The 18,098-nt window shown below is 50.5% G+C and carries 20 protein-coding genes; 6 read left to right on the forward strand and 14 right to left on the reverse strand.

The features are described from left to right. A partial coding sequence (locus tag P2G85_RS19695; protein WP_141107335.1) for an integrase core domain-containing protein occupies positions 1-89 on the forward strand: 89 nt, incomplete at its 5' end. Between the two features lie 38 nt (positions 90-127). Here P2G85_RS19695 and P2G85_RS19700 read toward each other — a convergent pair. From P2G85_RS19700 to P2G85_RS19715, 4 genes are all read right to left on the reverse strand, one after another. Beyond that, the gene (locus P2G85_RS19700; protein WP_275865768.1) at positions 128-712 is read right to left on the reverse strand and encodes a YhgN family NAAT transporter; all 585 of its coding nucleotides are present in this window, start codon (positions 710-712) and stop codon (positions 128-130) included. A gap of 98 nt (positions 713-810) precedes the next feature. Then, positions 811-1,032 carry a YecH family metal-binding protein gene (locus tag P2G85_RS19705; RefSeq protein ID WP_275865769.1) on the reverse strand — a complete coding sequence of 74 codons (222 nt, stop codon included), beginning with the start codon at positions 1,030-1,032 and terminating at the stop codon, positions 811-813. A 69-nt stretch (positions 1,033-1,101) separates the two neighbouring features. Continuing rightward, a complete protein-coding gene (locus P2G85_RS19710) occupies positions 1,102-1,722 on the reverse strand; it encodes a lysoplasmalogenase family protein (RefSeq protein ID WP_275865770.1) in 621 nt (206 codons plus the stop codon). A 919-nt stretch (positions 1,723-2,641) separates the two neighbouring features. Then, the gene (locus tag P2G85_RS19715; protein WP_275865771.1) at positions 2,642-3,010 is read right to left on the reverse strand and encodes a DUF4145 domain-containing protein; all 369 of its coding nucleotides are present in this window, start codon (positions 3,008-3,010) and stop codon (positions 2,642-2,644) included. A gap of 241 nt (positions 3,011-3,251) precedes the next feature. On the opposite strand from P2G85_RS19715, the gene P2G85_RS19720 reads away from it, so the two are divergent. After that, positions 3,252-3,581 carry a DUF2500 domain-containing protein gene (locus tag P2G85_RS19720; RefSeq protein ID WP_275865772.1) on the forward strand — a complete coding sequence of 110 codons (330 nt, stop codon included), beginning with the start codon at positions 3,252-3,254 and terminating at the stop codon, positions 3,579-3,581. Positions 3,582-3,586: 5 nt separating this feature from the next. On the opposite strand, the gene P2G85_RS19725 is transcribed toward P2G85_RS19720, so the two are convergent. From P2G85_RS19725 to rhtB, 7 genes are all read right to left on the reverse strand, one after another. Beyond that, the gene (locus tag P2G85_RS19725; RefSeq protein ID WP_275865773.1) at positions 3,587-4,600 is read right to left on the reverse strand and encodes an acyltransferase; all 1,014 of its coding nucleotides are present in this window, start codon (positions 4,598-4,600) and stop codon (positions 3,587-3,589) included. 183 nt (positions 4,601-4,783) lie between these two features. Continuing rightward, entirely contained in the window at positions 4,784-6,001 is a 1,218-nt protein-coding gene (arsJ, locus tag P2G85_RS19730) for an organoarsenical effux MFS transporter ArsJ (RefSeq protein WP_275865774.1), read from the reverse strand. A 76-nt stretch (positions 6,002-6,077) separates the two neighbouring features. Beyond that, positions 6,078-6,572 (reverse strand): cyclin-dependent kinase inhibitor 3 family protein, encoded by a 495-nt coding sequence (locus P2G85_RS19735; RefSeq protein ID WP_275865775.1) that lies wholly within the window; start codon positions 6,570-6,572, stop codon positions 6,078-6,080. Positions 6,573-6,583: 11 nt separating this feature from the next. Then, positions 6,584-7,585, reverse strand: a complete 1,002-nt coding sequence (locus P2G85_RS19740) for an ArsJ-associated glyceraldehyde-3-phosphate dehydrogenase (protein ID WP_275865776.1) — start codon at positions 7,583-7,585, stop codon at positions 6,584-6,586. 23 nt (positions 7,586-7,608) lie between these two features. Continuing rightward, entirely contained in the window at positions 7,609-7,944 is a 336-nt protein-coding gene (locus P2G85_RS19745; RefSeq protein ID WP_275865777.1) for a metalloregulator ArsR/SmtB family transcription factor, read from the reverse strand. A 119-nt stretch (positions 7,945-8,063) separates the two neighbouring features. Continuing rightward, positions 8,064-9,287: an EAL and HDOD domain-containing protein gene (locus tag P2G85_RS19750; RefSeq protein ID WP_275865778.1), complete on the reverse strand. Its 1,224-nt coding sequence runs from the start codon at positions 9,285-9,287 to the stop codon at positions 8,064-8,066. Positions 9,288-9,310: 23 nt separating this feature from the next. Beyond that, positions 9,311-9,928, reverse strand: a complete 618-nt coding sequence (gene rhtB, locus P2G85_RS19755; protein ID WP_275865779.1) for a homoserine/homoserine lactone efflux protein — start codon at positions 9,926-9,928, stop codon at positions 9,311-9,313. Positions 9,929-9,993: 65 nt separating this feature from the next. Here rhtB and P2G85_RS19760 point away from each other — a divergent pair, with 65 nt between their 5' ends. Both P2G85_RS19760 and P2G85_RS19765 read left to right on the forward strand, forming a co-directional pair. Beyond that, on the forward strand, positions 9,994-10,992 hold the full coding sequence (locus tag P2G85_RS19760; RefSeq protein ID WP_275865780.1) for an alpha/beta fold hydrolase: 999 nt from the start codon (positions 9,994-9,996) through the stop codon (positions 10,990-10,992). A 143-nt stretch (positions 10,993-11,135) separates the two neighbouring features. Further along, positions 11,136-11,966 carry a Cof-type HAD-IIB family hydrolase gene (locus P2G85_RS19765; protein WP_275865781.1) on the forward strand — a complete coding sequence of 277 codons (831 nt, stop codon included), beginning with the start codon at positions 11,136-11,138 and terminating at the stop codon, positions 11,964-11,966. Between the two features lie 45 nt (positions 11,967-12,011). Here the strand turns inward: P2G85_RS19765 and P2G85_RS19770 are convergent, their stop codons facing one another. Continuing rightward, a complete protein-coding gene (locus P2G85_RS19770; RefSeq protein WP_275865782.1) occupies positions 12,012-12,497 on the reverse strand; it encodes an EVE domain-containing protein in 486 nt (161 codons plus the stop codon). A gap of 41 nt (positions 12,498-12,538) precedes the next feature. Between P2G85_RS19770 and P2G85_RS19775 the strand changes: the two genes are divergently transcribed. Both P2G85_RS19775 and P2G85_RS19780 read left to right on the forward strand, forming a co-directional pair. Beyond that, entirely contained in the window at positions 12,539-14,092 is a 1,554-nt protein-coding gene (locus P2G85_RS19775; protein ID WP_275865783.1) for a hypothetical protein, read from the forward strand. Continuing rightward, on the forward strand, positions 14,089-14,688 hold the full coding sequence (locus P2G85_RS19780) for a DTW domain-containing protein (protein WP_275865784.1): 600 nt from the start codon (positions 14,089-14,091) through the stop codon (positions 14,686-14,688). The genes P2G85_RS19775 and P2G85_RS19780 overlap by 4 nt, the downstream gene beginning before the upstream one ends. A gap of 64 nt (positions 14,689-14,752) precedes the next feature. On the opposite strand, the gene P2G85_RS19785 is transcribed toward P2G85_RS19780, so the two are convergent. Next, positions 14,753-17,239: an EAL domain-containing protein gene (locus tag P2G85_RS19785; protein WP_275865785.1), complete on the reverse strand. Its 2,487-nt coding sequence runs from the start codon at positions 17,237-17,239 to the stop codon at positions 14,753-14,755. A 138-nt stretch (positions 17,240-17,377) separates the two neighbouring features. Continuing rightward, positions 17,378-18,094, reverse strand: a complete 717-nt coding sequence (gene yigB / locus P2G85_RS19790; RefSeq protein ID WP_275865796.1) for a 5-amino-6-(5-phospho-D-ribitylamino)uracil phosphatase YigB — start codon at positions 18,092-18,094, stop codon at positions 17,378-17,380. Between the last annotated feature and the right edge of the window lie 4 nt (positions 18,095-18,098).

Consider the following 18,098-nt stretch of genomic DNA (forward strand, 5'->3'; position numbering starts at 1 on the left):
TAGCAGAATCCGTAGAGATCTATAATCAAATGAGGCCTCATACGGCTTTGAAATACAAAACGCCCGATGAAGTACATCGAGCGTTTTAGTTAAAAAGTGTCAACCCATATCAGGACGGGTCAGAGTACTAGCCTAAATAACTTTTCACCCCATCGAGGAACATTTGGGTTGAGATCATCACCAGCAACAAGCCCATTAAGCGCTCCACCGCTTTGAGGCCACGCTCACCAAGAATGCGGTGGAAAAAGCTGTAAAACATCAAAATAAAAAACGTCGCCCCCCAGGCCAGAATAACCGCCGCAGACAGCTCCATCATTTTATCCGGATGCTGGGAAGAGAGCAGCAGCAGCGCGGCGATCACCGACGGTCCGGCAATCATCGGGATTGCCATCGGCACAATAAACGGCTCATCCCCGGCGGCCAGCCCGGTAATGCTACCAGCAGAGGGAAAAATCATTTTGATCGCAATAATAAACAAAATGATGCCACCTGAAATACTCAGGGTTTCCGGCTGGACATGCAAAAAACTGAGAATACTCTGACCGGCGAACAAAAACAGCATCAGGATCAGTAAAGCAAAGATCAGTTCACGGATCAGCACCTTTCGCCGGCGCTTGGCATCAAGGTGTTTGAGAATAGACAACACGATGGGTAAGTTACCCAGTGGATCCATAATAAGAAACAGCATAGTGGCTGCAGAAAGAATATCCATGTACTGGCCTCGACTGGAAAAAATCGCGGCCAGTATAGCAAAGTGGTTCTGCCTCAGTCAGGGGTGACAAAAAGAATTCTGCCGTGACGCCCTCAAGCTTAGTGGTTACAGATCCGCGCGAGATTCACCACTAACTTCCCTTCCGCCTCACGAACTTTGTCGCGCTGCAATAGGAAAACCAGCAAAGCGTCCAGATCAAGATCAGACAACTTGCAGGTATGGAAGTGGGTAGCTGGACCAAAATGGGCCGTCAGTTCATCACGGCTCATTGGCGTTTCACGCAGTAAGGCTAACAGCTCATGGGCATGAATAGTGCTCATACAGGCTCCGGTTCGAGTAATCAAGCAACTAAGATAGCGGACGTTGCGCTAACTGCGCATTGACCTCGGTTAGTAAATCAGTGAAGCAACAATCAACGCGTTCGCAAAAAAGTAACTGCCAATGACCCAGACATAGGCCCGCTTCATCGATTTACGGTAGCCATGCAGTGCATAAGCCAGTGCAGAATAGGTCATCACCAGGGTGCCCAAAAAACCCATGGCACTGGCGCAGGTTGGAGTTTGGAGCCACACCTCTCCGGCGACCCACGCTAGTTGTACCAGTACGAGCCCCATCGTCACCACAGGAAAGACCAATGAATCTAACTGTGGCAGAAGTAAGAAAAAAGCCACGATGCTTGCCGCGAGGAGCAAGGCCAATAACCACCAGATCACCTCACCATTGAACTGAAGCCAAAACGCTTTGCTGTAGCACAGTTGGGCGACCAGGTAGCAAGTGAAATACAACGTCTTACGCCAATGATAAGCATGCAGTGTGTCAGCCAATATAAACACCGCCAATCCACCAGCGATCCAATAGGTATACGCAGCAGGTGCCCCTTGGGTCAGGGCCAGGATCATCAACAGCAACAAGGTCAAAATTTTGAACCCCAGGGACTGGGTTGGGTTGGCCTGTTTCGCCCCCAACATCGAATATACACCAGATAACCCGATAGCCAACCAACTCCACATGCTGCACACACCTTTTGCTTAATCTCGCCGCTAGTCTAGGTAGCCAAACGGGTATGTAAAGATGCAATCGGTGAAAGTTGGATCTCGCTAGCGATTCAACAGATTTTGTTTGTGACACGGCAATTTCCACCTTATATGCCGCCAACCCCCCCCCTGATCACGATGCACTGCCAGCCTCTTATGCAACACAGAAAGCAAACGTTTGGCCAAGCATTTAGCCATCAAAACAAACCAACCACACAGCAAACACCTAAAAACCAGCAATAAAACCCAAAACACCCAGAAACAAAACTCAAAACATGTGATTGTAAATAAAGGCTTTTTTATAGAAAACCAACGAATTCAACCGCTAACTATCAATTAGATACCATTACGCTTACTCGCGCAGCAATAACCTCACGCACTGATAGCAAAATGCCCTTCATCCATTTCATCACTTCACTTAAGCCAAAACCAAGGACACTTTGACAACCTTTTGCCAGACTAAAGGCCATTAAAGATCCAGACGACAATAATCAGCATAAACACTTTTTAATCAATATCACACCAAAAATTAATAATTAAATATCAACAACTTATATAAGAATGTTACTGGCAAATAGGAAATAGGACAATTTAAAACCAACTAAAACACACAGTTTATCTCCCATAATCTGGCAATAAATGGCTTAGTAAAGTATGACTTTTGAAAAGCTTTACATGTTTATGTTGATCAATGCTCAAAAATAATGCTATAGTTACTTCATCAAGTTCATCAAGTTTAAAGGGGCAGAGTTATGATTTCTTCTTCACAAAGACAAGGGCTGGTAATGATTGCAGTGGTTGTTGGTTTAATGACCCTGCCTATGATGTACTAAGCAATTGAATAAAAATAAAAAAGGGACGCAAATGCGTCCCTTTTTTATTCGCTTGACTGTGGTTATGGGAAGTGCTTCACCAACACATCCCAATGTAAATAGTAGAACCCCAGTGCAGCTAGTGTAATCAGTGTCATCAACAAAATAGCCACTCGCCAAATAAAACGTGAGCTTCTTGGCGTCAACTCTTTTTCACAGTCATCACATACGGCCATGAAGCCTTTGCGATCATCGAGCTGATAGTCCTCGTCATAAACAACTTTATCCCGCACCGTTGCAATAAAACGTAGCTTAGCAATCACATCATGTGGCAGTCGTTCTTCACAACTGGTGATCAGCTGATGCAGCCCCTTACCTTCTGCGTGGTATTTAGTGCGCAGCAGTTGTTCGAGCTTTCGGGTACGCATGACTACATTTTCAATCTCAGACATCACAACCATCCTTACTCGATCTGTCCTTAGTTATTGATTTTATTCTTCTATAAATTTAGAGCTTTTTCGAGCCATTCGCGGAAAGTTTCCTTTCAAATTGTGCCCTTGCACGCAGATAAACTGTGAAGCACGCCGAAGAAAAATCATGCTTCCTCATCCAGATCACGAATAAGTTGTCCCGAGCCGATGATTATTAGATGAGTTCTGTAAAATAACCGGCAACGACACTATGGAGATCGTCATGCCTATTTCACTTATTTTGGCTCTCATCGCGCTCATTGCCCTCGGAAGCTGGGTGTTTTATCGCTTCTACCAAAAACATTATTGTGGAGAAAGCGCGCCCGAGCAAACTGCCAAGGTCACCGTTTTGGATAAGCAGGCTATTGAAATTCCCGACGCACAACCCGGCCAAGATGACCAGGAGTATTGGATCTATGTGCAACGCGGCGCTATGGGTCCTAAACGGGAGTTTCAGGTTGGCGTCCACTATTTTCATGCTCTTAATCCTGGAGATAAAGGCATACTGACCTATCGTGGGGATCAGTTCTTACACTTTGCCGGCAAACGTTAAGCTGACTAAGGTAATAACCAGCGAGTCTTGGCAGAGGTTGAGAACAACATACTCAATGCCAAGGCTCCGCCACCACTGATAATAATCCACACCGGGATCACCCACAGCGGATGTCCCTGGTACCAGGCAAACTCTTTCATCGGCCACAGGAATATCGGGTGTAACAGGTAAATACCCAAACTGTGCTTGCTAATCAGGCTTACTGCCGCTTGCGCCGATTGCGATAGCCCTTCTCCCACATACCGACACAGCATAAAAATCATCGATGCCGCTAATACCACATTGAGCGTTTTGTACGATAGCCATCGGCCAACCGTGTATTTATCGGCTTCCAAGCTATTGGTTACCACCATGGTAAAGGTTACCGCCAAAGCCGTGATCCCCAGCCCGACAAACAAAGTCAGCACAGAGCGCTGCAGCGGTACTTTTGTGAATAGCACATAGCCCAATGGCAAGTAGCCCATGTAGAGCCACAAGTGATTGCTCCACGGCCCGTCAATTTTAAGTAAATACAAGAAACTGCTCAGGAGCCAAAATACCAAGTAAGTATAAATCACGTTGTCATCGACACTGCGAACCAGCCACTGGAAGAACGGGATAACGAAATAGAGCGGAATGAAATAGTAGAAGAAACCAAGGTGGTAATAGGTCTCATGATAAAAACTGTTGCTGACCGCCTCTTTTACAATATCAAAATCAAAGCCTTGGGCCGTCCATCCGGACAAGTAGGCATAAAACAGTGACCAGATTAAAAACGGGATCAGTACTTTGCCTAAGCGGCGCCGGATATAATAAGGCGCATCAAACGGACGAGTATCGCTCAGCATCAATGCTCCGGTGATCAAAATAAACACCGGTACCGCCCAACGGCTGCCACTGTTGACCCCAACAGCCGTCAGCCAGTGCTCCAAAGGAATGGCACCCAACTCGTGGCGATATGGCGCTAATACGTGAATGGCAATCACCGCCACCGCCGCGACACAGCGCAGCAAGTCGAAAAACAGAACCCGCTCTCTCATATCCTTTCCTATTGTTAGGTCTCTCTAGACTATAGCATAGGGTAAATATCGCCTGAGGTAATGTTTAACAAGTTGTTTTTTCTTAATTTTAACTCAGCATTGACGCACCAGTACCCGAGATTACAACGAGTGAGACACTAAGTGGAGTCACGCGTGGCATTCCACTTAGTGATCTCAAGACGCTTATGCTGTTGCCGCCTGCGCTTTGGGCAGTTTGAGTGAAATGAGCGTTGTCAGAACCAAAAATACACAGGAAACCCACAAACAGGCCGTCAGCCCGGCCTGCTGATAAACCCAACCGGACAAGACGGTACCAATCAAGCGCCCCATGGCATTGGCCATATAATAGAAACCGACATCCAGTGATACCCCATCACCTTTGGCATAACTGACTATCAGGTACGAGTGCAGCGAAGAATTAATGGCAAACACCGCGCCAAACACCATTAAGCCCACCACAATCACGAGCTGTGACTGCCAGCCGACCTGTACGCCATAGGCAATCGCGGCGGTGATCAGCGCTAAGCTTCCGGCCCAAACCAGTGCTGCACTGCCATCCGGCACTCGTCCCTGGGCTTTGCCAGTGATCCGCGGAGCCAGCCCTTGAACAAACCCGTAAGCAATCACCCAGGTTGCCAGAAAGCCGCCAACCCAAAGGTGATCCCAGCCAAACACACTGCCCAGATAAACCGGTAACGCCACCACAAACCAAACATCACGGGCACCAAACAGAAACATGCGCGCAGCCGAGAGTATATTGATGGACTCTGATTTAGAGAAAATATGCCGAAACTTAGGTTTGCTCTTCGCTCTGCCCATATCGGCCTCCAGCCAGATAACACTGCTGAGAAAGACCAGGCTCAGAACACCAGCCATAATCAACATCGAATTCTGAAAACCCACCCAAGACAACAGCAGCCCACCGACAAAGAAACCGGCACCTTTGAGGGCATTCTTTGAGCCGGTTAAAATAGCCACCCACTTGTACAGCACACCTTGCTGCTCGTCAGGAACCAGGGTCTTGATGGCGCTTTTGGCACTCATCTTATTCAGATCTTTCGCAATACCGGACAGCGCCTGCGCCGCCATCACCCAGGGTATGGTCAACCAGCCATTTGGCACGGCCAGCATCAGCAGAGCCCATACCTGCATGGCCAAGCCGATGTTCATGGTCCGGTTCAGGCCCAGCCTGGCTCCCAACCAACCACCGATTAAATTGGTCACTACACCGAAAAACTCATAGAACAGGAACAAAGACGCAATCGCCAGCGTGGAGTACCCCAAATCGTGAAAGTACAACACCACCAGCATACGTAAGGCGCCATCGGTAAGGGTAAAGTTCCAATAGTTAAACGTCACGATCATGTACTGACGAATGCTATGGCTTAATCCCGCAATCATAATCACTCCATCTGTTCAGTATGCAGCCGCCAGAAAGGCATTTGGATCATGATGACCCAAATGCTGATTTGGCTGATCAGGATGCCCGAGCAACCTGCTCGATGTATTCCACCTGCACCGGCTTGGTAAAAGCGCCCGGTCGCAGTGCCTGCACTTCCCGCACGATATCAGCCAGGACCCAGCCTTGTTCCAGCAACAGGTGCGCGGCAAATAACCCGGTACGCCCCGATCCCCCCATACAGTGCAAGGCAACCTTGCCGCCTTGCGCCAGGATCTGGTGTAAGGCCGGACTGGCCTGCTGCCATTTACCAGCAAACGAGCCATCCGGGGCACAGTCGTCTTCAATCTCGATCTGAAACCACTGCATACCAAGTTGCTCACTCAAAGCCCCTAACTCTGAGACGGATTTGGATGCCAGCTCCGCCTCATCCAATGCCGTAACAATCGCCTCGACGCCCTGCTGTTTGAGCTGCGCCAGAGAGGTGGACAAATCCACACCTTTGGTACCGGGACAAGGCGTCAGGATCAGTGCGCCGGAATTAAGGTCAAGTTGCCAAGTTGGATGTGTCATCGTGTCGCTCCTTATGCCAGGCCAACTTTGCGAACCAGCTCTGCGGTCCGTGTCGCGTAACCCATTTCATTGTCGTACCAGGCATAGATTTTCACCATGCGCGATCCCACCACCATCGTCGATTGCGCATCGACGATAGTCGAGCGCTGATCGCCGCGGTAATCGATAGACACCAACGGACGCGCTTCAAAGCCCAAAATGCCTTTCAGTTCCCCTTCGGAGGCCTCTTTCAGCAGTGCATTCACCTCTTCAGCCGTGGTATCACGTTTTACATCAAAGATGATGTCCGTCAACGAGGCATTAGCTAGCGGGACACGCACCGCATGGCCGTTAATTTTGCCTTTCAGTTCCGGGAAAATTTCCACGATCGCCGTCGCGCTGCCGGTCGTGGTCGGGATCAGACTCATGCCACAGGCACGGGCGCGACGTAAATCTTGATGCGGGGCATCCAAAATGGTTTGGGTATTGGTCAGGTCGTGAATGGTGGTAAAAGAGGACTGCTCAATGCCCAGTTTCTCGTGAATAACTTTCACCACCGGGGCAATACAGTTGGTAGTACACGATGCCGCCGTGACAATGTGGTGTAGCTCTGGTTGGAAAATTTCATCATTCACCCCCACGACTATATTGGCAATGCCCGGCTCTTTGACCGGCGCACTGACCACAACACGTTTCACGCCCTGGTCTAAGTACTGGTCAAGCAACGAAGACTTGCGGTGTACCCCGGTAGCTTCGATCACTACGTCACATTGCGACCAGTTCACTGCGTTAATATCGCGCTGTTGGGAAGTGGTGATCCGCTGACCGTTAATCAGTAACGCCTCTCCCTCGACCTGCACCTCGTGGTGCCAGCGGCCCTGCACAGAATCAAATTCCAGTAAGTGACCCAAAGTCGTGGCATCTCCGGCCACATCGTTGATATGGACAAACTCCATTTCCGGCCAGTCAAACGCGGCACGCAACGCTAAACGCCCAATCCGGCCGAAGCCATTAATCCCTACTTTAATCGTCATACTCTTCTACCTTTCCCTTCCGGTTAACAGCAAGCCACACGGTTTTTATCGTGTAAACGTGAAATATCTTGTTGGTACTCCTGCTTTAAACAGTGAGAGGCCACCAAATCCTCAATCAGTTTTTTTGTCCAGCCTGGCAAGGTATCAGACAGCTTGTAGAACACCCACTGTCCCTGGCGGGTATCAAGCAAAATGCCGTGTGAGCGTAACTGAGCCAGATGACGAGAAATCTTCGGTTGGCTCTCTTGCAGCGCATGCGCTAAGTCACCGACACACGTTTCCCCCTCGCGGGCGACCAGCATTAAGCAACGGACACGCGTTTCATCTGACAGTAATTTGAAAAACTGATGTGGAAGCATAAGTAAATACCTATATATGGATATGCGTATATACTTATCTTTATTTTCGATAACGTCAATTTCCACAGGCTCAACGTCATCAAAAATTCATATTTCCGGATAGAAAGAGAAGGCAGAAGTTAGACAGCCATCATCGTCTGGCTCCATGACATGGCATTGTGCAGTTCAGTTTTGACATCCTCCAGTGACAGGCCCAGTTGATGGGCAAGTTTTTCTACGCCCTGCCAATCGGCCCGCTCGAAGCACTCTTCCAGGGTAAGTAAAGAGCCATACTCACCTTCACGATGCAAAAGCGCCTGCTTGATCGGCTGACTCAACGGTAGCTGTTCCACCAGCGACTCGACCGACAGATCCAAAATCGCATCCAATATTGACAACAACCCAACCATAAAGCCTTGCTCATGACGCTGCGAAAAGGGTTGGTAACGTGACATTTGCTGACAAAATTGTGCCCGTTGCAAAGACAGGTGATATAGCTCTCTGGGCTTGTCCGTTGACACATACGATGCCACGACCAGGGAAACGAACATTTTTAACCGATCCTGACCAAGATAGATCAGCGCCTGACGGAATGAAGTTATCTCGACTTCCAGGTTGGGAGCCTGCATGTTGACGAAACGCAGTAACTTGTACGACAACGAGGCATCCTGGGCAATGATGGTCTCGATGCAATCGAAATCGGGCTCAGGCTGGCATACTTCGCGGAACAGTCGCAGCGCGAGAATTTGCTCGGGGCTGACATACTTGGTTTGCTCAATTTGTGGCTTGCTGAAAAAATACCCCTGAAAAAACTTGAATCCGGCCTGTTTGGCCATCTCAAACTCCGCCTGAGTTTCAATCCGCTCAGCCAGAAAATGGTATTTAACCCGTTTCGCCAGATGAGCTTTGACCACCTCGCAGGCGTTTGCCAATCCCATTGCCATGACATCCAGCTTAACGATGTGCACATAAGGCAAGAAAGGCTGCCACTCTGGAGTTAAGGTGAAGTCATCCAGCGCAATCAGGTATCCTTCCCGGTAAAGCTCACGAACCGCTTCGAGCAGTTCTTCGGTCGGCGGGCAGGTTTCCAGTACTTCGACGACCACTTTGTTGCGCGGCAGGCTGCGGGGTAAACGACGTAGTAGGCTTTGATAAGGGAAATTGATGAAGCAGCGTGATGAGGAAATCACCGGATTGGTTCCGACCGAAAGGAAGTTCTCCACAATCAGCCGGTACGTTGCTCGGTTTGAATCAATATGCGCCGGGTAAGCATTGCGCTCACCATCACGAAACAACAACTCATAACCCAAAGTCTGTCTTTTACGATTAAAAATGGGCTGACGAGCAACATAAGTAGTCTTCATATAAAAAGAAACCGGTTAACAACTCAGGACTTCGCAGCCGCTAATAATGCCCCACATCCGACAAACATTGAACCAAATAGTTTATTTATTTTGCCCATGATCCGCTCTGAACGAATAAAGCGTCCCATTTGTGCAGCCAAACTGGTGTAACCGAGCATGACACAGGCATCGATCACCACCGTTGTCCCTCCCAGGACTATCAGCTGAGTAAACTGATCCCGACCCGGATCGATAAACTGTGGGAACAGTGCCACCAGGAAGACGATCGATTTCGGGTTAGTCAGGTTGATCAGGATCGCCTTGTACAACAGGGCCCGCCCGGTCATGGGCTGCTGTGCCTGGCTGGTAACCAACCCTGAGTTGTCTCGCCACTTCTGGATACCTAACCAGACCAAATAGGCCGCACCGACCCATTTGATCACACTAAAGGCCGCCGCGGATTGCGCAACCAACGCCCCAATCCCAGCCCCGACCAAAACAATATGCAGCGCTAAACCAATTTGCAGCCCCACTATCGCACCAAGTGATTTGCGCGTTCCGTAGCTCAGGCCATTACTGATCGAGTTGACCGTGCCGGAACCGGGGGCCAGACTAAAAACAACTGCCGTGACCACATAGGCCAGCCAGACGTGGGTATCCATTGCATTTCCTTATTAATTCTTTGATGATACAACGCGTAAGCAACGCATCTGCAGGTAATCCGCTCATGACTATTCATCACTCACCTAAGACTTATACTCAAGAGAACTGTTTTGAGCAAGCCATAGGTGGCCCGATCGCCCAGCTTTGGCAACAACGTGAGGAAGGCCTTATTGCCGGAACCGAGAAAAAGAAAATCTATTGGTGCAAACTCACCGCGCCGGAGCACACCAAGGCAGTTCTGGTGGTCAATGGCCGGATAGAGTCCTGCTGGAAGTATCAGGAACTGTTTTACGACCTGTACCGCCAGGGCTACGATGTCTACTCGTTCGATCATCGCGGACAAGGCTTATCCGATCGCCTGGTCGAAGATTCCGACATCGGCCATGTGTACGATTTCAATGACTATATTGCCGATATGGAGAGTGTGCTGCGGCTGCACCAGTTCGAGCGCTATCCGCACCGTTTCGTCATGGCCCACTCGATGGGCGGGGCGATTGCCACCCGTTATTTACAAACCCACCCCCAACAGCCGTTTCACGGCCTGATCCTCAGTGCTCCGATGTTTGGGGTCGATATGCCCTGGTATCTGAGTCCGGTCGCCCTGCCGATCACGCAAATCATCAGTGCAGTGTATCCCCGGCCACAATACGCACCTGGCCAGCAGGCTTACTACCCTAAACCGTTTGAAGACAACCCGCTCAGTCAAAGCTATGACCGTTATCACTGGTTCAGACGTTTGTATGCTGAAAAGCCAGAACTCCAGGTTGGAGGTCCCAGCTCCCGCTGGGTATGGCAGGGGTTAATGGCAGCCAAACAGTGTACTTTGTTAACCCGTCAGCTGAGCTTGCCGGTGTTATTGGTGCAGGCCGGTAATGACCGTATCGTCAGCAATGGAGCCCAGTTACGTTTTATCACTAAACTGAAGCGCACCAATCCCCACGCCAGACTGCTCTCCATTGCCGATGCAGAACATGAAATCCTGTTTGAGAAAGACCAGTATCGTAATCAGGCGTTGGACGCCATTTTCCAGTTCATGAACGAGCTGGAAACCTACCCAGCTTAAAGAGGAAATCTCTGCGCCAGGATTTACCCTCTTTTTCGCTGCGGTTTTGCCTTACACTGCTGACAGCTCCTGGCAGCGAGGCCAATTCATCGCCTCCGCCGGGCAAATCCCTGTTCCACGCTACCCACTACGTATGAGGGCTTATGAGCACACAGTTACCTTGCAAAACGATCACCAAAATCGTCGCCTCCGATCTGGACGGCACATTACTGGCACCTAACCATCAACTCAGTGCCTATGCCAAGGAAACGCTTCAAGCACTGCATGAGCAAGGCTACACCTTCATTTTTGCCACCGGACGCCACCATGTTGACGTGGCCGGTATTCGCAGCCAGGTGGGCATTCCGGCTTACATGATCACCTCAAACGGCGCCCGGGTGCATGATCAGCATGACCAACTGATGTACAGCAAGAACGTGCCGGAATCACTGGTTCAAGCCGTGATCGATACGATCAAGCACGATCCGGATATTCTTATCCACATGTATCGTAATGATCAGTGGCTGATGAACAAAGATGATGATGAACTGCGCCACTTCCATAAAGACTCCGGGTTCACTTACCAGTTGTTTGATCACCACAATGCCCCAACCGAAGGGATCGCGAAAATCTTCTTCACCCACCCCAACCAAGATCACGACCACCTGGTGACATTTGAAAACCAGCTGCGTGAACAGTTTGCCGATCAGGTCAATATTGCTTTTTCTACGCCTTGGTGCCTGGAAGTCATGTGCGGCGGTGTCTCTAAAGGCGACGCGCTCAAAGCGGTAGCCCGCTCCCAGGCATTGGAACTGGAAAACTGCATCGCCTTTGGCGATGGGATGAATGATGTTGAAATGCTTTCAATGGCGGGTAAAGGGCTGGTGATGGGCACATCACACCACAAAGTTAAGGCCGCTCTGCCCGAGCATGAAATCATCGGCAGCAATGCCGATGATGCGGTAGCCCACTACTTACAGCAGCATTTGTTGTAATTGTCAGGCAAAAGGCAGCCAAGGCTGCCTTTACTTTTTCTCCAGCTAACTCTGCCTGGACTCGCTGCGGCTGGATAAGTGCTCTTTAGCCATAATCGCCTGCCATTCAGCGTCACTGACCGGCATGACCGACAACCGGTTACCCCGTTTGACCAACGGCATGTTGGCCAGTTCCGGCATCGCTTTCATGACTGACAGCGGGATCACCCTTGCCGTCTTGCGCACAAACTCAATATCCACCATCAACCAACGTGGCTTGTCCGGATCCGATTTCGGGTCGAAATACTCACTATGCGGATCAAACTGATAATGGTCGGGATAGGCCTCCCTGACCACCTTACCCACCCCAGCCACGCCAATATTTTTACATGAAGAGTGATAAATCAGCACCAGATCACCCAGTTTGACATCATCACGCAACATATTACGTGCCTGATAGTTGCGAACTCCCTCCCAACAGGCAATGTTTTGCGTTCTTAGTGTGTCAATCGAGAAGGTATCCGGTTCAGTTTTAAATAGCCAATATGCCATAATGCTATCCGGTGCAGTTAGAGTGATGAGGAAGATATAACATGAAGGTATCCAAAAACCCAGCGGCATTGGCCTTTGCCCTGATGACACTGCAAGCCTGTAGTGTGACCACCAGCCAACATGTTACCGCCCCAAGCGCCTCGCCAACTGCGTTTTTAGATAAGCCAGAGTCAATCCAGCCGCAATCCTTTGTCTTACGCGGTGAGGTGGTGATCGGCCATGAAAGCCAGTATCTGATGCCCTGTGGCAGTGACAAACAATACTGGCTGCCGCTTTCCCCCCAGCAGGCCCAACGGGCGATGGCACTGACCACTCAGCCCTACCAGCCGATGTATGGTGAGCTGATCGGTTACCTCAAACCCTCCGGTACGCATGGGTTTGCTGCAGACTTTGATGCCCAGTTCGTGGTCGAGCAAATCAGCTTATTAACCGCAGAGAATCCAAACCGCTGCCAGCAAGCCAACCAACCGACGCGCGTATTTGGCAATGAACCGGCCTGGTCAGCGACGTTTCATTCCGATCACCTGATCTTTCAGCCACTGGGGCAAGAAAGTCAAACCCTGGCAATTCAGCGTCGCCAATGGCAACCTCGCCAGCGTTTATACCAGTTTAACCAAGGCGAACTGCGCATGACAGAAAACCTGTGTGCCGACACCATGAGTAACTCACTGTACGGCTGGAAAGCCAGCCTGGAACTGAACGGCCATCGCTACCAGGGCTGTGGCACCACCGCCAACATCGACACCACCCTGGACTGGTCCGGCACTTATGTCGCCACCTCTACGCTATCACAAGGGTTTGAAGTTCAGATGGAACTGAACCACGATCACAGCGCCACGACACAATACCAATATGGCGATGGACAACCACCACTGATAGAACGCGGATTCTGGCAACAACTCAACCCCAGCCAGATCCAGGTGGTCATGACCCATCACCAACAGCAGCGTTTACAATCAGAGCGGCTGTTTACCCGTCAGGGCAACCAACTGACTGCCAGCCATGAGAAAGTAGGCAATGTGGTCTATCCGATTGCCGGCGGTGGCCTGGTGCTTTATCCTGCCGTGTCTCGCCAGAGCGAAGATCAGCACCCGACCTCAGCGCGCAACTCACTTCCGCCCGAGAGGCAGGACGTTCCATCCAGCGCACAGTTTGACGCCAAGGTTGATGCTGCCGTCAGAAACTATTTTGCCATCCATCGAACCCTGCCGGACAACAACCAGTACCGTTGGCTGACTTATGATCTGAATGGCGACGGCCAGGAAGAGCTGCTGGTGCAACTGGACTGGTGTGGCTCGGGAGGCTGCACCCTGCTGATTTTTGAAGCCCATCAGCAGGCGTGGCGTTTTAACAGCCGTATCACCTTGGTACAAAGCCCGATCTACCTAGGACGGCAAACGTCACACGGTTGGTATGATCTGATCTTCAATGTCAGTGGTGGCGGAGCAGAAACAGCAAAACACCGGCTGCAATACAGCGGGATCAGCTACCCACTTAACCCCAGCACGGCGCCGAATGCCACCCCCGAGCAACTGAGCGAGGTGAGGTTGTTTTCTGAACAGATTAGTCCGGTGCGTGAAGGAGTGAAACTATGACCGCCGGTTCTTGCCCGCGTTGCGGCTTGCGCCACCAATGCTTTTGCCCATGGTTGCCCAAACTGCACAGCCGACAACGCTTATTGCGGCTAATACACCCTAACGAGCTGCAACGCGACACCAATACCGGCAAGCTGCTGGCGCTATGCCAGCTTAATGTCGAATCGGTGGTATGGGATCGCAAAAACCCACCAGCCAGCCTGCTGGCACTACTAGAAGATAGCGCGTTGTTTCCGGTCCTGTTGTTTCCGGGCGAGCACAGCCTGACATTAGACCAGCTCAGCAGCCAAAGTCACCAGCAACACAAACAACCACTGTTTATTATTCTGGACGCCACCTGGCAAGAAGCGCGGAAAATGGTCAACAAAAGCCGTTGGTTGAGTTCAGTACCATTAATGGCACTGACAAGCGCCGCCCCGTCGCAGTACCAACTACGGCGCAACCAACAAACCGGCAACTTGTGCACCTTTGAAGTGGCGGCGCATTTATTGGGTCAGTTGGATGAAAAGAGCAACCAGCAATATATGCTGGAGTTTCTGGATGACTACTCTGCGGCGTTTAAAGCCGATAAAAGCGGTCATGCACTCAAACAATGACTGTCCAGATTCAAAGGCCGCGGCGTTTCCCTGCTCACGTATTGGTTCCACGTGAAACCAGGTATCAAAACAGGCGCTGCGGCACCCCTAAATAGTAACCCTGCAGGTAATCAAAACCCATGTCCTGGGCAATCTCGCACACCTGCTGGTTATGGACAAATTCCGCGACGGTTTTAGCGTCCAGCACCTGACATAACCTGACCAACTGTGCGGTGATCTGACGTTGCTTGGTATCCTGATCAATATTTTTGATCAGACTGCCATCAATTTTAATCACCTCTGGTTCCAGCTTTAGGATTTCATCAATGTTGGAGTAACCAGAACCAAAATCATCCACGATGATCCTTGCCCCCAGCTTGCGAAAGTGACTGCACACCTCAATCATCCGGCCATAATCTTTGATCTGTTCCGACTCCAGCACTTCTAAACCTAACCGGTGGGGATGGTTCAGCTTGAGGATCGCCGCTTCCAGTACTGCCAGGGTCTTATCGCTGAAAAAGTCCTGCGGGGATAAGTTAATCGAGAAGTCACCCGTTTTATCTTGCATATATTGCAAGGTATTCTGGATCATATGTCGGCTTAAACGGGTATACAGATGGGTATCGGCGATGATGGGTAAAAACCGCCCGGGCGGAATAATCGAGCCGTCTTCTTCCGCGATCCGGACCAGGCACTCCTGGCTGGCCACCTGGTGGCTGCCGGCATGGACAATCGGCTGGCTATAGGTCACGATATTCTGCTGTAAAATGGCGCGACTAACGCAGCTTAACCAGCCAAGCTGTTCTCTGCGTACTTCCTCATTGATATCAACGTCTTTCGCGTTGCAGATATGGATATTACTCCTTACCCCGGCACGGCGCGCTTCAATCGCTTTCAACAACACCTCTTCCGGGGTAGCATCGGGAAACTCGTAGCGACTGACTAACCCGCCACACAGTGATACCGTCAGGGAGTCCACATCAGTTAACCCTTTGGGTTCAAAGTTCGTCTGCTCAACTGCGTCGGCAAAACGACTAAAGTGCTGCTTAATCACCTCGCTGGCCGAGTCCGCCTTAAACAGAAAGGCCCATTCTCCCACACCGATGCTGTACAACTGCAAGCTCGCCTGCTTGCCCAGCCGCTTGCGTAACCGGCTGCGAAAATGACGGGATAAATCCTGCAACAATTGGTCACCAACGCTGTAACCATACTTTTCATTAATATGATTAAAATTGAGTAACTTCAGGGTGATAAGGTGTTCATCTGCTTCAATCGCCAACAGCCGGTCCTGTAATGCCAAGCGGTTCTGTAAGCCGGTACGGCTGTCAAGGCGAAAACTCTTCTGCAATTTTTTTGCCTGACGTTCAAGCAGGTACTCCATATGGCTGTTGACACTGTTGAGATCGGCAATGGCATTGCGGATCAGATTAAACAGTGGCGAAATCGAGTGGCGGCTTTCCTCGCTGGGCATACTCAGTGCAGTCACTTCACGGCCCTCACGCAAAGCAAGGTAGGTAAGGCTGTGATGCAGAATTTCTTGCTGATCTTTTTCCCGAAACAGCTCGCCATTGCAGTAGCTTCCCATTGATGGGGCGATCTCGGCAAACGTCATCACTTCTTGGCTGCCATCAATAAAATCAACCCGCGAGGCACAGTTGTAAATCAGAATAGCTTCCGGCTGGTGCATCGCCAGTTCAACCACACCATGCTTGATCTGCTGTAGCGCCAGCAACGGGTGGTTATAGCAGAACTGCACTTCATCACCGACACACCACGGCTTATCAAACACCATACTACCGTCAGGGTGAATCCCGACCACGTGACACACTTCTTTACGTCCCAGAGACTCCCGGTAAAGAGGAAAGTTCTGTAACTGGGCCAGGGTCAGCTCACCACCATCGGCCAGGTAGTGCCGATACATATCCAGTGCACTTTTGTCAGCCAGCTTAATCAGCCGCTCCCCACTCGCACGGCTCACTTTGTGCCTCATCCCGACCGGATTCCACTCTGAATGCGCCGCAGACCAGACCTGTAATATGTCACTATGCAGCGCCACCGCCACGGCGGCACACTCATAAGTGCTGGTTTGATGCAGCACCCAGCAACCATGATCGGTACTTTGTGCCAGGCCGCCGGACACCATCGGCTCTGAAGAAGAAAACGCACGATACAGGGGGTAATCCCGCCCCTCCTGCTGCACGGCGAAGCTGATAACCGCCTGGGTATTATGTTTGAGTTTCAGGCCGAGCTTGAGATCATAACCATCTAAATCCGGGCTAAACGTATAAGGTTGGGCTGTTGAAGTCAGTTGGGTATCGGCAAATGCACAGATGATAACTAAACTGCCTTGCGTATGAACATCTCCGGCCAGAATCAGGGTACGGGTGCTATGCCCAATCACGTGGGCATACGGCAAAGTAGTCAGAATAGATTGTGCGTATAACGACGCCTGCTGCCTTGATTGAGTCGAAAGTATCTGTACTAAGTATTGTTTATCGCTCTGCCAGTCGTAACTGCCTAAAAAATCATTTAGCTGACTGACATCGCTGACCAACTGAGACGTCGTTTGCATGTCGTTGTGTTAAGCCCTATCCGTGATTCACTCATCCATCCATGATGACGAGTTTTACTTTTAACTAAGTAATTTACGTTGCTTGATAAGGCTTGGCTAGACTAATATCAATGACGATGCTTATTAATGCGACAGTCGTTACAAAAGCGTATTCAGCCACGCTAGTTCGGAAATTTCAACATCCGGCAAAGTGCGAATTTCACTCTGTTTAATGACATTTTTATTCATATCATTCAACCAACAAGCCGCAAAACCGGCCCGCTTTGCCCCCTCGATATCGCTAGTGAGATGATCACCGACGTGCAAAATGTTTGCTCTCGGTAGTATCAGTTGATTGTGCGCCAGATCAAACAGGTCACGCGCGGGTTTTGCCTGCCCATCCGGCCCAGCTTGATAGCATGCGGTGAAATAGTCAGCCAGACCAATCCTGGCCAAATCAACGTTGCCGTTGGTGATGGCGACCAGCGGTATATGCTGAGCTAACTGCGTCAATATCTGGTGTGTGGCCGCAGGGACCTCGATCTGACTGCGCCAGTAGAGTGCGATATCAACCCCCTGCTGCGCCGCCTGTAACGCCTGCGCTTGAGGGTAGCCGCACAAACAAAAGCCTTCGCGGAGCTGCTCTAACCGCCAACGGGTAACATCGTGGCGCAGTTGCGGGTCACGTCTGACAACCTGCTTTTTGAGTGCCAGCCACTGTGTACGCTCCAAAGACCGGGTTGCAGGATGATAAGACTGCAACCAAGCCAGCAATTGCTGTTCCATACGCTGGATCACTGGTGCATTGTCGTACAAGGTGTCATCCAGATCGAACGTCATGGCCTTAACCGGGGCGATACGGCGGTAAAATTTCATCGGT

Origin of the sequence: Vibrio sp. CAU 1672 (assembly GCF_029223195.1) — a bacterium.
GTDB lineage: Bacteria > Pseudomonadota > Gammaproteobacteria > Enterobacterales > Vibrionaceae > Vibrio.

What these genes read in the sequence shown, in the direction of transcription:
- P2G85_RS19700 (WP_275865768.1), bottom strand. Translation starts at nt 712, where the DNA reads ATGGATATTCTTTCTGCAGCCACTATGCTGTTTCTTATTATGGATCCA.
- P2G85_RS19705 (WP_275865769.1), bottom strand. Translation starts at nt 1,032, where the DNA reads ATGAGCACTATTCATGCCCATGAGCTGTTAGCCTTACTGCGTGAAACG.
- P2G85_RS19710 (WP_275865770.1), bottom strand. Translation starts at nt 1,722, where the DNA reads ATGTGGAGTTGGTTGGCTATCGGGTTATCTGGTGTATATTCGATGTTG.
- P2G85_RS19715 (WP_275865771.1), bottom strand. Translation starts at nt 3,010, where the DNA reads ATGTCTGAGATTGAAAATGTAGTCATGCGTACCCGAAAGCTCGAACAA.
- P2G85_RS19720 (WP_275865772.1), top strand. Translation starts at nt 3,252, where the DNA reads ATGCCTATTTCACTTATTTTGGCTCTCATCGCGCTCATTGCCCTCGGA.
- P2G85_RS19725 (WP_275865773.1), bottom strand. Translation starts at nt 4,600, where the DNA reads ATGAGAGAGCGGGTTCTGTTTTTCGACTTGCTGCGCTGTGTCGCGGCG.
- arsJ (WP_275865774.1), bottom strand. Translation starts at nt 6,001, where the DNA reads ATGATTGCGGGATTAAGCCATAGCATTCGTCAGTACATGATCGTGACG.
- P2G85_RS19735 (WP_275865775.1), bottom strand. Translation starts at nt 6,572, where the DNA reads ATGACACATCCAACTTGGCAACTTGACCTTAATTCCGGCGCACTGATC.
- P2G85_RS19740 (WP_275865776.1), bottom strand. Translation starts at nt 7,585, where the DNA reads ATGACGATTAAAGTAGGGATTAATGGCTTCGGCCGGATTGGGCGTTTA.
- P2G85_RS19745 (WP_275865777.1), bottom strand. Translation starts at nt 7,944, where the DNA reads ATGCTTCCACATCAGTTTTTCAAATTACTGTCAGATGAAACGCGTGTC.
- P2G85_RS19750 (WP_275865778.1), bottom strand. Translation starts at nt 9,287, where the DNA reads ATGAAGACTACTTATGTTGCTCGTCAGCCCATTTTTAATCGTAAAAGA.
- rhtB (WP_275865779.1), bottom strand. Translation starts at nt 9,928, where the DNA reads ATGGATACCCACGTCTGGCTGGCCTATGTGGTCACGGCAGTTGTTTTT.
- P2G85_RS19760 (WP_275865780.1), top strand. Translation starts at nt 9,994, where the DNA reads ATGACTATTCATCACTCACCTAAGACTTATACTCAAGAGAACTGTTTT.
- P2G85_RS19765 (WP_275865781.1), top strand. Translation starts at nt 11,136, where the DNA reads ATGAGCACACAGTTACCTTGCAAAACGATCACCAAAATCGTCGCCTCC.
- P2G85_RS19770 (WP_275865782.1), bottom strand. Translation starts at nt 12,497, where the DNA reads ATGGCATATTGGCTATTTAAAACTGAACCGGATACCTTCTCGATTGAC.
- P2G85_RS19775 (WP_275865783.1), top strand. Translation starts at nt 12,539, where the DNA reads ATGAAGGTATCCAAAAACCCAGCGGCATTGGCCTTTGCCCTGATGACA.
- P2G85_RS19780 (WP_275865784.1), top strand. Translation starts at nt 14,089, where the DNA reads ATGACCGCCGGTTCTTGCCCGCGTTGCGGCTTGCGCCACCAATGCTTT.
- P2G85_RS19785 (WP_275865785.1), bottom strand. Translation starts at nt 17,239, where the DNA reads ATGCAAACGACGTCTCAGTTGGTCAGCGATGTCAGTCAGCTAAATGAT.
- yigB (WP_275865796.1), bottom strand. Translation starts at nt 18,094, where the DNA reads ATGAAATTTTACCGCCGTATCGCCCCGGTTAAGGCCATGACGTTCGAT.